General features: G+C 43.1%; 14 protein-coding genes. All 14 read left to right on the top strand.

Annotation, left to right across the window (positions count from 1 at the left end):
- Positions 1 to 9: 9 nt before the first annotated feature.
- Positions 10 to 1,965 (top strand): RagB/SusD family nutrient uptake outer membrane protein, encoded by a 1,956-nt coding sequence (locus F1644_RS09545; protein ID WP_118303984.1) that lies wholly within the window; start codon positions 10 to 12, stop codon positions 1,963 to 1,965.
- 30 nt (positions 1,966 to 1,995) lie between these two features.
- On the top strand, positions 1,996 to 3,414 hold the full coding sequence (locus F1644_RS09540) for a DUF4959 domain-containing protein (RefSeq protein WP_118261466.1): 1,419 nt from the start codon (positions 1,996 to 1,998) through the stop codon (positions 3,412 to 3,414).
- A 10-nt stretch (positions 3,415 to 3,424) separates the two neighbouring features.
- Positions 3,425 to 5,134, top strand: a complete 1,710-nt coding sequence (locus F1644_RS09535; RefSeq protein ID WP_087421543.1) for a DUF4998 domain-containing protein — start codon at positions 3,425 to 3,427, stop codon at positions 5,132 to 5,134.
- A 107-nt stretch (positions 5,135 to 5,241) separates the two neighbouring features.
- Positions 5,242 to 5,652 carry a hypothetical protein gene (locus F1644_RS09530; RefSeq protein ID WP_118303986.1) on the top strand — a complete coding sequence of 137 codons (411 nt, stop codon included), beginning with the start codon at positions 5,242 to 5,244 and terminating at the stop codon, positions 5,650 to 5,652.
- Positions 5,609 to 5,974 carry a hypothetical protein gene (locus tag F1644_RS09525; RefSeq protein WP_118303988.1) on the top strand — a complete coding sequence of 122 codons (366 nt, stop codon included), beginning with the start codon at positions 5,609 to 5,611 and terminating at the stop codon, positions 5,972 to 5,974. The genes F1644_RS09530 and F1644_RS09525 overlap by 44 nt, the downstream gene beginning before the upstream one ends.
- Positions 5,971 to 6,663 (top strand): hypothetical protein, encoded by a 693-nt coding sequence (locus F1644_RS09520; protein ID WP_087421546.1) that lies wholly within the window; start codon positions 5,971 to 5,973, stop codon positions 6,661 to 6,663. The genes F1644_RS09525 and F1644_RS09520 overlap by 4 nt, the downstream gene beginning before the upstream one ends.
- 13 nt (positions 6,664 to 6,676) lie before the next feature.
- Positions 6,677 to 7,465 (top strand): hypothetical protein, encoded by a 789-nt coding sequence (locus F1644_RS09515; RefSeq protein WP_087421547.1) that lies wholly within the window; start codon positions 6,677 to 6,679, stop codon positions 7,463 to 7,465.
- Between the two features lie 184 nt (positions 7,466 to 7,649).
- Complete coding sequence (locus F1644_RS09510) at positions 7,650 to 8,429, top strand: hypothetical protein (RefSeq protein WP_118303990.1); 780 nt, start codon at positions 7,650 to 7,652, stop codon at positions 8,427 to 8,429.
- A gap of 68 nt (positions 8,430 to 8,497) precedes the next feature.
- The gene (locus tag F1644_RS09505; protein ID WP_118303992.1) at positions 8,498 to 9,172 is read left to right on the top strand and encodes a hypothetical protein; all 675 of its coding nucleotides are present in this window, start codon (positions 8,498 to 8,500) and stop codon (positions 9,170 to 9,172) included.
- Between the two features lie 11 nt (positions 9,173 to 9,183).
- Complete coding sequence (locus F1644_RS09500) at positions 9,184 to 9,780, top strand: hypothetical protein (protein WP_147344456.1); 597 nt, start codon at positions 9,184 to 9,186, stop codon at positions 9,778 to 9,780.
- 159 nt (positions 9,781 to 9,939) lie between these two features.
- Positions 9,940 to 10,656: a hypothetical protein gene (locus F1644_RS09495; protein WP_118303996.1), complete on the top strand. Its 717-nt coding sequence runs from the start codon at positions 9,940 to 9,942 to the stop codon at positions 10,654 to 10,656.
- 7 nt (positions 10,657 to 10,663) lie between these two features.
- On the top strand, positions 10,664 to 11,467 hold the full coding sequence (locus F1644_RS09490) for a hypothetical protein (protein ID WP_118303998.1): 804 nt from the start codon (positions 10,664 to 10,666) through the stop codon (positions 11,465 to 11,467).
- Between the two features lie 49 nt (positions 11,468 to 11,516).
- A complete protein-coding gene (locus tag F1644_RS09485; RefSeq protein ID WP_158571853.1) occupies positions 11,517 to 11,672 on the top strand; it encodes a hypothetical protein in 156 nt (51 codons plus the stop codon).
- A gap of 195 nt (positions 11,673 to 11,867) precedes the next feature.
- Positions 11,868 to 14,438 (top strand): TldD/PmbA family protein, encoded by a 2,571-nt coding sequence (locus F1644_RS09480; RefSeq protein WP_168044281.1) that lies wholly within the window; start codon positions 11,868 to 11,870, stop codon positions 14,436 to 14,438.
- Positions 14,439 to 14,455: the final 17 nt, after the last annotated feature.

The raw sequence follows: 14,455 nt of genomic DNA, 5'->3' as shown, positions 1-14,455 counted from the left end.
AGAGATAAAATGAAACATTTATTATCTTATTTATTACTTCCGTTTTTACTGTTCACGTCTTGTGACAGTTGGTTGGATGTGGTGCCGGAGGAGGATATCGCAACCATCGATTCGGAATTCGAGACTTATGATCAGGCTTACGTGTGGCTGAAAAGTGCTTATGCCTATATGCAAGACCTTTATGACCGGTGGGATGATGTGACTCACACTGGGTCAGATGAATTAGTTGCCGACAATTACATGAGAAATACACTTTATTATCATCCGGAAGGATTGGATATTATTGGCGGTATGCAGAACGTGTTAGATCCTTATGGAGACACGTGGCTTAATATAACCAGTGCTAATGGTGTGCCTTGCCGGAAAGATTTTTACACGCAAATCGTGATTTGTAATCATTTTATTACCCGTATAGACAATGTATATAATTTGCCGGATAAAGATAAGGAGGAATGGAAAGCGGAAGTGGTTGCGCTAAAGGCCTTTTATTATTTCGAGCTGGTACGTCGCTACGGCCCGGTAATGATTGTGCCGGATCAATTTGATCCGAATCAGGATGTCGAAACATTGAAGTTACCTCGTCTTCACGTGGATACTTGTTTCAATTACATCGTGAGTCTTTGTGATGAGGTGGTCGATTTACTTCCCTCCTGCAATGCGAAACAGAGTGAGCGACGTGGATATTTCAATAAAGAGGCTGTTATGGCATTGAAAGCGCGGGCATTATGCTACCAGGCTTCTGATCTTTTCAATGGTAATCCCGATTACGGAAATCTCAAAAATAAACAAGGTGAACCTTTGTTCAGTTCTACGGCTGATCCTCAAAAATGGGAGCGGGCTGCACAGGCTGCTATTGATTTAATTAATTATTGTTCCGAAACAGGATCAGCGAACTTGGTGAGTGGCAATTCTGCTAATACGGAATTACAGGGTTATATGCTTGATATAGAGAGATCCATTCAGACGTTTGGGTGGTTGAGTGACGAGGTGTTGTATATGATTAGGCTACAGCAGGGAGACGGGTTATTTAACTATACCTTGCCTAATTTTGATGACGGTTCGAACCATACGTTGCCGGGGGCTTGTTTGACGCCAAGCATGAAAATGGTAGAGATGTTCTACACGGAGAATGGTTTACCCATCGATCAGGATTTGAAGTGGGTAGGGGGTGGAAATCCTTATGCTCTTAGCGTGGAGACCGACCCGAAGTATACTGATGTGGTTGTTTTGAACGAACCTGTATTAAACCTTCATCGTCGCCGTGAACCCCGTTTTTATGCTACTATCGCTGCCGATCGTTGTTATTGGCGCTTGGGTACTGGTGCAAACAATGTCTATTTGATGAAAGTTTATCAAGGTGAAGGATGGGGATTGAATGAAAAACGTTTGTCCGCTACCGGTCCGCAAAACATTACCGGTTACTATTTGAAAAAATGGTCTTCTTCGAGGGCGACTCTTCTCGGCCATCAAAGTGGTTTAGGGAGTTTGGGAGAAAGACCGGCTTCTATTTTCCGTTTGGCAGAGATGTATTTGATTGCAGCCGAGGCTCTGAATGAGTGTAAACAAGCTCCTGATGCGGAAGTGTACAAATATTTGAACGTGGTGCGAAAACGGGCAGGAATTCCGGATGTAGAGGAAGCTTGGAAGAATGCCAAGGACCCGGGTAGAGTGAAAACGAAGACTGGAATGCGAAATATCATCCGTCAAGAATGGAACATCGAGTTTGCTTTTGAGGGATACAGATTCTGGAACGTGCGGCGTTGGAAAATTGCCAATGTCGAATTTAACGAGAAATCCTTGGGGTGGAATGTGATAGGGAATAATGCTAATAGTTTCTATAATAATGGACGAGGCCCGGTGGTGGTTTATTCCGGCAATAAGTTTGTTGCACCGCGAGACTATTTCTGGCCTATTCGGAGTGAGGAGGTGCAAACGGCCGGTTGTGTGCAAAACCCGGGATGGTAAATTAGAATTTAGAATTTAAAATTTAGAATTATGACGCAAAAGATATTATTCTTTTTATTGATACTGGTTGCATTCGTTGCTTGTAAAGATGACGATGAAAACGGTTTCGACGTGCCAGTGGAGTTTCGGAAAATCTCTTTTGATCCGGTTCCGGGAGGTGCGGTGATGCGCTACAAGTTACCTGACAATATGAATATTTTTGGAGTACGAGCCCGTTATAAGGATGCTTACGGGCGGCAGTTAGTAAAAGAAGGAACCTATCTGACTGACACATTGTTGCTGAACGGTTTTGCGGAGGCGAGGACTAACGAGCCGGTACAGTTGACTTTTCTTAATAATAACCTGAAGGAATCGGCACCGCTGGAAAAGACGTTCAGCACACAAGATGCAGCCACTGTAGCTCTCTTCGAACATCTAACAGTAAACCCGTTTTGGGGAGGTTTCAACGTGACCTATACGTCGCCAGCTATTGTGGAGGGAACGGTACATATTTTTTATGTAGGGATAAATCCTACCACGAAACAAGAGGATAATATCCTGGTGGGAAGTTTTCCTATTCTAGAAGGGGGAGACACGCTAAATTTTGAGTTGAAACAGGCGTTGGATGAACTGAAAGTGGTTGTACGGACGGATGATTTCGAGGGAAATCAAGTGAAAATGCAAATCTATGAGGGCATTGATGCCTTGGCGATGGAAATGCTGTCTCCGGATCAGTTTACATTCTCTTTTCCTCCGGCTTTGCAAATCGAAGATGAACCCCACGAAATCGGCGTGAAATATCTTTTCGATGGGAAAAAGAAGGGTGCTAATTATCGGAAAAATTACCAGCGAGGTGATAACTACAAGTTTGGTACTTTTGTTGCAGGGCCGAATGCCTTCGGGGAACGTTTTGTCATAGACTTTGGCACGCCGAAGATTCCTGCTATGTTGCGTGGGGATGCTTTCCTATATCATGGACGTGATTATCCTTATGCTAATCCCAATTATCCTGATCCGACTAAAGATATGTTTGTTTGTACGTTATGGACAGCCGTGTATACTTCTCGATTAGCAAGTAAGATCAAAGTGTACGGGACCAATGCGGAAAATCCTAGTACAGCGCCTCTCAGTGAGTGTACTCTGCTTTATTCCTTGAATGATGATCCGGGATGGACTAATTTTTATCGTAATGCTTGGTGTCGTTTCTCTGATTATCAACAAGGTCCTAATGACAGAAGTTCAGCATTCAAGGACAAGGATGACAAGACTTTTGAGGCGGCAGATCCCATCTCTTTGGATATGAAGTGTAACTATTTAGGTAAAGCTTTTCGCTACGTTTTCTTCATCATTGAGGATACGTATATGAGTCATCGTTGGTCAAATAACTATCCGTATGGATATGAGGATAATGCTAATGAGTACATCACTTTCGACGAGCTAGAGGTATTTGTAAAGATGGAAAACAAATAAAGGAACAATTATGATGAAAAAACTATATTATATAATCGGCCTGCTTACCGCACTCTTTGTGGTAAGTTGTAGCGAGAGTCTTGAAGAGACCTACGACGAGTTTGCCGGAGACGGGATGATCCGCTACTTGGGCAAATGTGCGGATGTGGAGGTAAATCCGGGGTGGGAACGGTTACAAGTGGTGTGGAAACACAATATTGATGCCGGGGTAAAAAAAGTAAAAATCACGTGGAAATCAGATAAAGGATCTGGTGAAATGTTCGCCAATCCTTGTGATCCAGACAGTGAAGATCTGATGGATACCGTTTATATTGATAATTTGGGAGATGCCATGTACACGGTACGGGTGAACAACGTGGATGCCAATGGAAGAGAGTCATTAGTGGAGGAAAAATACGGTCGGCCGTATTCCTACGATCACGAGGATTTGCGCTCCTTCTCGCGAGGAGTCACGGCTTTTAGTCGCATGGGGGACAAGTTGGCGGTAGTGCTTGATCAGGATAATGAAAATGTTAAGGAAATGATGTTGTGTTTTAAAGATAGAGCCGGGGTGGAACATACGTGGGATATGAAAGCCCACACACACGATTCTCTTTCTTATGAACAGTGGGGAAGTGCTGTTGAGCTAGGACGTGACTATTTTTTCTTGTTGCCTGATGAGGTTGGTGTGGATATTGATTTTAACCAACCGATTATCGTGCAGCGGAAGGGAAAATTGTTGGGATGTGTCGATGAAATTGACTTTAAGGATGAAACATTGAATCTGAATGAAAGGTTGTGGTCTACGGCATTCTCCCAGCTGATGCTCGGTGTCTACGGACAGGATTGGGAGAACCGGGTGAACGAGGTGGAAACCTTGGAAATGGATTTCGATATGACTTCCATGCAGGATTTGATGTATTTTCCGAACTTGAAGAAAGTTGTTCTTGGTAAAAATCGATACATGGATTCCCAGTATGTTAAAAGCAATCACAGTACCACGGATGAATACGTGGGTTTAGTGATGTTGCAATTTTTGAAAGATACTCGTCCCGATTTCACGGTAGAGCGTTATAATGAGCACTATTTTTACCAAAAAGATGCTGTTGGAACGTCTTTTTTCGATGCATATAAAAAAGCAGGGAAATTGACGGATTTAGCATTCGAGGAGAAGGGAAACAGCAATATGCTTGATAAACCGGTCTACACGCCGTTGGATACCCTCGGCTGGGAGGTAACTTGTTCTGATACCGTGTATAACGGTTACAAGGATAACGGGGCTGCCATGTTGCTTTTCGACGGGTTGAGGCATGTCGTGGTAGATTATGGTTATGGCTATACGGAAGAATATGACGTGGAGGTGTATTTTGAGCCGGCAGAAACGGTGGGCGCCAGTGTTGTCTCCGTAACTTATGATATGAAAACTCCTCAAATTGTGGATGGTTTTAAAGTGGGACAGCCTACCCGTAACCAAAAAGGAGATACAGATTACTTGTTGTCTAATTTGAAAATCGAGTTTTCTACCGACGGTTATACTTGGACGAATGCCAATTACACGGATGGAAGTGCCTCGATAGGGAACACCCCCGGAGAGGAAACTTATCTTCTAGTACCGGAGGAAATGCGAACTCCTGTACGGTATATTCGCCTGAAGATGTCGAATCGTCCGATCGGCACGATCAGTAGCTTGACAAAGTACTGCTTGCGTTTGGGTAAGTTTATTCCGTGTACGGTGGAATAGTTTAACTACTAACAAAATAGTATTTCCCTGTCTTGCGTGCGGGCAGGGGAATACTTCCCTTTCGTTTGGTACGTGAGAACGATTACTACGAATTTAAACCGGTAATGATGAAGAGAAATAGATATTTAATAATATTCGGTATCATTGTTTTTTTCTGGAGTTGCGCAGAGTCTGATTTACGATTAGAGGAAGAACAACTTGTGATTTCTGAATTGAATCTTCTTGCAGGGAAATTGAAAGTTAGTGATTTGCTCGTAGAGAATAGTCCGGAAGGGTGGAAAAGTGCTACCGCAACGATTTTGGATAATGGTATAGGAAATAGATTGCTTGAGTTTGTTTACGCTCTAAGTCCGAATAAGCCTTTTGTTCATTTTGAGGTAATACTAGATAAAGATGGAAATCCGGAAATGAGTTATATCGGAATGAATTATGGTGAGAGAGGGAAAATAGGCTATACTCAGGCGGCATTAATAAATGAATACAAAGACGAACTTCTATGTATTCCAGTATGCAGGTAAGGAACCTGCACTTAATAGGAGTGATGAACTAGAAGCTTACCTTGCCCAGTATTTTTATGCCAGCAGTCGAGAGTATTCTGCATGGGTTATAGATAAAAAATTTACAGAGCGTATTATGGAGCTTGCATCATATATTGATGCAAGTACCGGCTATTTGCGGAAAGGGGTTGATTACGAAGAATTTTATAATGTATATACAAGTGCTTTAGATTATCTTGACGGACATCCCAATTATAGTGGTGACGGTTGGACGTCAGGTAGGGTTGAAGCAGGTTTGTATCCTTTTCAAAAACTTGCAAAACTACTAAATCAGAATTTATGAAACGTATTGTTTTATTATTTGCGGCATTGTTTAGCGTGAGCATGCTTTTTTCGCAAGAAGTGTTCAGGCTCGGAACTGTGAAAGGAGAATATGTGACGTATAAAGTGAGGGAACAAAAAGATGTTCCAACACGTTGGATTGTCAGAAATGTTCATAACCCGGATACAGCTATAAAAATAGTTCCAAACCCGGGAGTGATCTTTTCCCAGGAGAAGGATATTGAAATGCAAATAGCAAAGATCTTACATGAACATTTATCAGCGGAAGAATTGTTGGAAATGAAAACGAGAGAAAAGGAAGGAGGAGTTTGTTGGTTTGAGGTCATTCTTCGTGTTGATCGCAATAAGTACAAGTTATTGCAAGTAACTTGTTTTAGATTTTGCAATAAGTACATGGCTGGAATGAGGAGACCTCCGGAGAAACGTCAGGATTACCCCGCTTCATATAATGATTTTTGGTTGAATATTGATCCAGACCGATTACATGCGATAGAAAAAGATATCGTGAAGCGAGTGGTGCTACCGGAGAAAATGCCGGAAATACTTCTAACGGATGATTTTAATATTTTGATAATGCCTCGTGATTTGGGTGATATAAAGAAAATAAAAGAAGAGAGAAAGAAAGCGATAGAGCGTTGGAAAAAGGAAGATGTTAAACCTCGAGCAGGATGGCCTCCCATGATTTTATAGAAAAAAAACTGATATGAAAAAGATATATATAATTTTCACAATATCATTCTCTTTTTTGAATACATATGGACAAGATTTTCAAAGTTTTAAACGGATTGAAAACAATTTTACTTGGATTGTTCCTTTAGATTTAGAGCGGGAATTTGAAGCCTTGCAGCAAGAGGTTTGGGAAAAAGGATTTGATTTAGGAATAGCTTACGTAACCCGTGTCCGCAAGGGAAATACTCGTTGGGATGAGGAAGTCGAGTTCTTTAAAGCAAAAGGATTGTTGGATACAAATGCCTCGGTTCCCGATACACTGACCTATTGGTTGGAATCGCGAGTTTGTCTTACAAGTAAAGAAGGTGTAATCCAACCTTATCCTAAAGAGTGGTTGGAAGCAATACCTGATACATTGACGAAACGTTTGTGGAAACGAGGAGACGAGCTATATAGCAAGGTGAAAAACAAGAATTATTTTGATGTATATGCTTTAGTGAAGAACACGGGCGAGGTGTTGTCCGTCTATTTTCGTGTAGATTCGGCCTTGTTGGACGTGGTTCAAGAAAAGGAATTGCAACTGATTTATGACGCGGCCATAAATCAGCCTTTCCACCCGGATTGTTTTGACTTTAATCGTCCGGATGGGAAATTGTTTATGGATACTATGGATAAATACCCAGAGGCGGATTCACGTGTGAATAGAGAAAAACGCGATTCAATAAATAAGATTCGTTACAAGATGCTGGCAAACGCGTACGATCAAAAAATCCCTTGTGTTTATGGTGTGTTGCATTTTTTTAGTCTGAAGAAGGGTATATAGCTTGTGGTCTTGAACTTTGGAGGAAAACGTTGGAAAAGAAAATTATAACAAATATAGTACTTTTTTACAAGCACTTAATACGGTGCCGTTCTATAGCGGTGATGGATGGGTTTCGGGGTTGGTTCAACACGGTTTCTATCCTTTTCAAAGACTTATAAGATTATTACGTGATAAATGAAAATTTATGAAGCATTTTGTATTTTTATTTGTGGCATTGTTTAGTGCGAGTTCCTTGTTTTCGCAAGAGGTATTTAAACTTGGGACGGTGAAAGGGAAACACGTGACGTATGAAGTGAAGGAACAAAATTCTTTCCCGTGGGGCAGAATTGTCAAAAATACACGTAAATCGGATACCGCTAAAGTGGAAGTGATGGATGTGTTCAACTTAGTTGCTCAAACATGGGATATTGAAATGCAGATAGCAAAAATTATTCACGATCGTTTATTACCAGGAGAATTGCGGAAGCTAAGTAAGATAGCAAAATCTTTTCCCTCGGATCATTTTCAAACGATGATTCGGATTGATAGTAATAAGCTGGTACAGGTGGAGTGGTTCGTGTTTTACGGCATGTATCGGGACGGGATACGGAAATGTGCCAGTGAAATTCCGGATACAACGAGACGTCCAATGAATTGTATCGATAGAGACAGTAGCGGAAACATAACAAAGGTGCAGTATTTTGTAAAAGAACCAGAATATCGGAAGAAGGAACCAGATGTTCCCAGTGACGGGTTTTGGATACATTTCGATCCCGACCGGCTGTATGAAATAGAAAAAGACATCGTGAAGAAAGTCATACTACCCCCGGGAATGACGAGGGATTTCGTGTATGTTTTACAGATTGGTATATTGTACGAGTATATCTGTAATTTGAAAAAGGCAAGAGAGGTGAGAGAGGAGGCGATCGAAGCTTGGAAAGAGGAGATGTTAAGATCTAGGTCGGGATCGGTTTCTAATATTTAAAATAACGAATAACAAGCAACAATAATATAAACGAGAAGAGTGAAATAACGAACTTAAACGATAGGCTTATGAAAATGAATGTATTGATTCTGGTGGCGATTTTCCTTTTGGGAAGTTGTACAGAGTCACCATTAGAAATGGAGCAAGAAGATGAAATTTTTAGCGATACACGAAGTGGGATTAGTCCGATAGATGAAGCTCTAGCGAATTTGAAAACTACGCGTTTGGGCGGACCGCTTTTGACGTATGCCAGTTTGAGGTGTCCGCCGAAGTACGTGATAGAATTTACTTCTACTTTCAGTATCCCCGAACGTTCTATGCGTTACATGGGGATGGGGTGGGTTTTATACAATCCGAATAATTTGCAGAATGGAGACCTTGAACAACTTGCATTTCATGAGTTGTTTCATATTTACAAGGACGGGAATGATGTTAACCGGGTGTTGAATGACGAAATCGAGGCGTATATGGCCCAGTATATTTTTTGTTTGAGCGTGGGGCGGCCCGAGATTTTTAAAACATCCAATGATGAGCTTACAGAGAATATAATAAAATTGGTAAAATGCATGGATTTGGATAGCGGAACTATTACATCCGATGAGTTTGCATCTCACTATGATAAGGCAATGAGAGCGATAAAGCAATGTTCGTTGTATCAAAATAAAGAGGGAGAGGCTCCATGGGTGGAATATCCGATTCGCGATATATCCACCTTGTGTAATTTTTTAAGAAGTATCAAGTAATAACCTTTATCATGAAACAGTTTATTTTATTTTTAGTAATGGTTTTGAATACCGGAATGTTGTATTCTCAAACGGGAAAAGAATCAAAATCGGATATATTGGAAGGCAAGCAGGTGGGAGACACGCTAACGGGGAAAGGGGTAAAATACAAGCTTTACCGGGATAGCGATAATGATCTCTTCGTGTTGCAAAACTTGGCCAATCAGGACTCGACCGGTTTACGAGAGGTTTACCCGGATGACAAGATCGATGAATATTATATCCCGCAAGAGGTACGAGTGAAACTGGCGACGATCGTGGGGGCTTGCCTGCCCCCGGAACAACGGGCTATTTACAAACGGGGGTGGGCGGGTGTGTTTATACATTTTCGATTGAAACAGGGAAAAATCAAAGAGCTGGCATTCCGGTTTGATAAACCCGAGTGGGGAGATGTCGATCCCCGGTTTAAAGATAACGAGGAATATTTGAAAATGTTTTGGACGATGTCCGTGGATCAGTTTTATAAAATCGAGCGGGCGTTAATCGAAGAGATAGACTGGAGCGAGAAGAAGTGGGCTAGAGAGGGAAAGTACTTGAAAGTACTTATTAACAGCGGGGTGGAGTGGTAGAGAAATAAATTACGGGTACTGAAAACATGAAAAAGTCATGAACACAACAAGAGTGAGTGGTGATGATTCGAGATGTGGAAAGCCAGATGAAGCCTTACGTCTACGGTATGCTGGAGTTTTTCACGATGAAATATCTTGGTAAAAGTAAATGAATTGAGTATGACAAGAATAAACTTTTTACTGGTTCTAGTGGCGATTGTCCTTTTTGGAAGTTGTGCTGAGTCTCCATTAGATATGGATCAGGAAAATTTGATTCTTCCCGACCTTCAAATTATGAATAATAAAAAGGAACTTCCTGCAGAATTTCAGGATGTTCCACTAATTATTAAAGATGCTCTTTTGGGGCTCTATGAAACAAAAATAGGAGCAAATCTTGTCAATCGAGCTGCCGAAGCCTTGAAAAATAGTGGTATAAAAGCACGTTTTGTTTATCAATTGGGCCTGAAGAATACGTTTAAATATATAGGGAATGGGTGTGTGGAGTATAATTTTGCAGAGATGTCTACAGATGACATATTGCAGTTAGTATTTCATGAATTAATACATATGGCTCAGGAGCCGAAAGGGAGATTGTCATATCTATTGGAAACTGAAATCGAAGCTTATTTGGGACAATATTTCTATTGCATGATGTCAGGGAAAGAGTTTAAGGCGTTGAGGGGGAATAATCTGAATTTTGAAGAAAAAATAAAGAGTCTAGCACAATTTTTTGATATATATACGGGAAAAGCCACGAATGAATCCATGTTTCAACATGCATTTTTGATCGCTTTAGCAGAGATCGGGTTACATCCTTTGTATGGTAGTGATAAGGGGTGGAAAATAGGACCGTCTCCATATTCTGTTCGAATACTTTCAAGTTTAATGATAAATTAATGGAATTATGAAACAACTAGTTTTATTATTAGCGTCAATCTTGCTTTATAGCATTGTATGTTCACAGGAGATAAGGGGTAAACGAATCTCTTGTGTCGATGGAATTCCTTTAGAATGTTTGAAGACGGGTGATGTGTTACAAGGGGAAGAAGTGGCTTACGAGGTAAAGAAAGATGTTTCAAGTCTTTTTTTAAAGAACCGGAATAATAGGTACGACACTCTCGGTATTGAAGATGGATACCAGAAGGGGCATGTATATGTGGCCAATACTGGATTTGATAGTTTAAGATATAATATTTGGGAAATCGTGTATAATCATTTAACTCGGGAGGAAATAGATGAGGTAATATGTCAGGGGGCCGGTTTCCGTGTTTTTTGCGTGTTGGATTCTTGTTTATGCGTACGAGAAGTAGTTTTTGGATTGTCTAAAAATCCTTGTGATTTTGACGAAATAGACAAAGGATATATAGCTTATATGCGCTCGAGATTTATAGATAGCGGGATTTCCAAGGATGCCATTGAAACGTGGGAGAAAGCACACGTAGAGCGAACATTCAATAAGCATCGTGATGCTTGTTTTTGGAGGACATACCCGGTAGATCGTTTTCGTGCTATCGAAAAAAGAATTATAGCAAAGGCTCGATTGAATGAAGAGGACGATTATTATTCGGAAGTGAAGAAAAACGGATGTTGGAAAAATTATTTCGTGGTCAATGTCGAATCCAAAATTTTAGAGAGAATGAGGGAAAACGGAGGAAGTATTCCCGAGGAGAGTGTACTTTACGAGATATTTTATAGAGAATTTTTTTGAAAAACATAAATATATGTATTTATGATAAATATCAAGAATACTTTGGACGATGTCCGTGGATCAGTTTTATAAAATCGAGCGGGCGTTAATCGAAGAGATAGACTGGAGCGAGGAGAAGTGGGCTAGAGAGGGAACGTACTTGAATGTACTTATTAAAGCGGGGTATATTGACGGGGAGTGTAGAGAAATAAATTATGGGCGCTGAAAACATGAAAAGAAGTAGCGCGACTATATCTACCTTGTGTGATTTTTTGAGAAGTATTAAGTAATAAATTTCATGATGAAACAGATTATTTTGTTATTGGCGTTGACGAAAAGTTGAAGGGAGATGTGAAATAGAATGTAAAACTTTCTTTTTAATAAAATGAATTTTATAGGTGAACTTTAAAAATACGGAGATATGATAAAATCTAAATTCTTGTTGTTCTTGTTGCTCTTTTGCTCTCCGGTTGCCATGGCTCAGGAACAAGACAAATTGTTGCAATTGCTAAAATCGGAGTTGACGTACAGCATGAACGAGTTAAAAAAGCAGGCTCAAGCTCCTTATTACATGAATCTGCGGGCAATGGACGATTACACGGTGAACGTCACAAGTAGCTTTGGTGCGATAGCATCCTCCCGGGAAACCCGGATGAGAACACTGGTTCCACAAGTGCGGTTGGGCAGCCTGGAACTGGATAACTTCAAGTACAATTCGCAAGGGGCGGCACAAGATCCTCGCAGAGGTAATGTCTCGGGAGTGTTCCTGCCGCTGGATGATGAGACGACGGAAGGTATCCGCGAGGCAATCTGGCGAGAGACATTGAAACGTTACAAGTTTGCCCAACAACAATTGGAAGTCTCGAAAACGAAAGCCACGGTCAGCGTGGAGGACGAGGACAAGGCTCCCTGTTTTTCGGGTGTTACCGCAGAGAAGTATTACGAGGCCCCGCTGGACGGCATCGACAAGATAGTGGACGTCGCTGTGTGGGAAAAACGCTTGAACGAGGTTTCCGCCGTGTTCAAGGCTTGCCCGGAGCTGCAACAGGGAATGGCGAACTTGACCTTTCAGGTTTACCGGACCTACTTGGTGAGTAGCGAGGGTGCGGAGGTGGTACAGAATCGGGTATCGGCCCGGGTGATGTTGTCTGCTTCCCTAAAAGCCGCTGACGGGATGGTGTTACCATTGAACATGGATTATTTTGCCTACAACCCAGACGAGTTACCGGGTATTGACCGGATGGTTGCTGATGCGAAAGAGATGACCCGTCGCCTGCTGGCGTTGCGAGATGCACCCGTGGCCGACCCGTTTACGGGTCCGGCGATCCTTTCGGGTCCGGCAAGCGGGGTGTTCTTCCACGAGATTTTCGGTCACCGGCTGGAAGGTCATCGTTTGAAAACGGGAGGCCAGACGTTCAAGAAAATGGTGGGAGAGCGAGTGTTGCCGGTGGATTTCCAAGTATACTGCGATCCCACGTTGACTCGTTATGCCGGAACGGACCTGAACGGTCACTACCTCTACGATGACGAAGGCGTGAGGGCTCGCCGGGTGAATAACGTGGAGAATGGCGTGTTGAAAGAGTTTCTGATGAGCCGGGTTCCGCTGGACGGGTTTCCGGTTAGTAATGGCCACGGACGGACTTCCGGCGGGGGGGATCCCGTTTCCCGGCAGTCCAACCTAGTGATCGAGACCGCACATCCTTACACGGAATCCGAGCTTCGCCAGATGTTGATCGAGGAGGCCAAGAAACAAGGGAAGGAATATGGTTACTACTTCAACGCCGTGACCAGCGGATTCACTTACACCGGGGAAGGTGGAAGTCTGAACTCGTTCAACGTGACTCCGCTAGAAGTTTACCGGGTGTACGTTGACGGTCGTCCGGACGAGCTGGTTCGCGGGGTGGACATGATTGGGACCCCGCTCTCGATGTTCTCGAACATTACCGCCGCCGGTGACCAACCGGCCGTGTTCACGGGGATGTGCGGTGCCGAGTCGGGGTGGGTTCCCGTAACGGCCTGTTCGCCTATGATTTATGTGAGCCAAGTGGAAACGCAACGTCGCGCGCAGTCTCGTGACTTACCTCCCGTGTTGCCGGCCCCGGAAGTGAATACTTCTACCGGTGGTGATGGTGACGAGGCGATCTTCGGGGCGATGGACGAGGAGTTACGGAGGAACATGGTCGGTCTTTCGTTGCCGGGTGAGGCAAAGCCTTATTACCTGTCTTACGTGTTGACTCGTTACCGCCAGTGGCAGATTGCCGGTTCGTTGGGAGGCATCTTTTATTCCACGGTAACTCCCTGGCAAAGCTCCGGTGGGGTGCAGGTGATGCTGGGGAATTACCAGCACAACAGTGATATTCAGTACATGGGGCAGGTGGCTCCCGTTCAGTTGCCTGCAGAGTTGGACGGCTACAACATCCGCCGGGGATTCTGGGAGACATCGGACTTGATGTATCGTTTCTCGTTACAAGTGATGGCACGGAAGATTGCTCACCTGAAGAGCAACCCGTTGCCGCCGGCCGAGGCTGCCGTGCCGGACATGCAACAACTTCCGGCCGTCACCAAAATGGTAGAGCGACCGAGACCCTTCGAGGTTGATCTTGCAGTGCTGGAAGGAATGGTAAAAGAACTTTCCGTCCTGTTCAAGGATTACAAGGAATTATTCAACTCCAACGTGATGTTGGTCGCCGTGGAACAGGACAATTACCGGTTGACAAGCGAGAATGTCCGATTGAAATTCCCGCTGGGGTTAGTAGGGCTCACGGTGAGCGCATCGGTGAGAACGACCGACGGCTCGACGGTATCTGATGTCCTTGCGATCAGTTCGCTGGATAATCCGGCAGACTTGCCGTCCATAGAGGAGTTGAAGAAGAAGGTGAAGGACTTTGCCGATAACTTGATGGAATTGAAGGAGACACCGATGATTGAGGAATATTACACGGGTCCAGTGCTCTTCGAGGGGGGGGGCTGCCTCCCGGCTGTTCACCGATAACTTGCTATCACCGGGAA

The organism is Butyricimonas paravirosa (assembly GCF_032878955.1).
Taxonomy (GTDB): Bacteria; Bacteroidota; Bacteroidia; order Bacteroidales; family Marinifilaceae; genus Butyricimonas; species Butyricimonas paravirosa.
The sequence above is the reverse complement of the archived record's forward strand: the minus strand, read 5'-3'. Positions and strand labels throughout refer to the sequence as shown.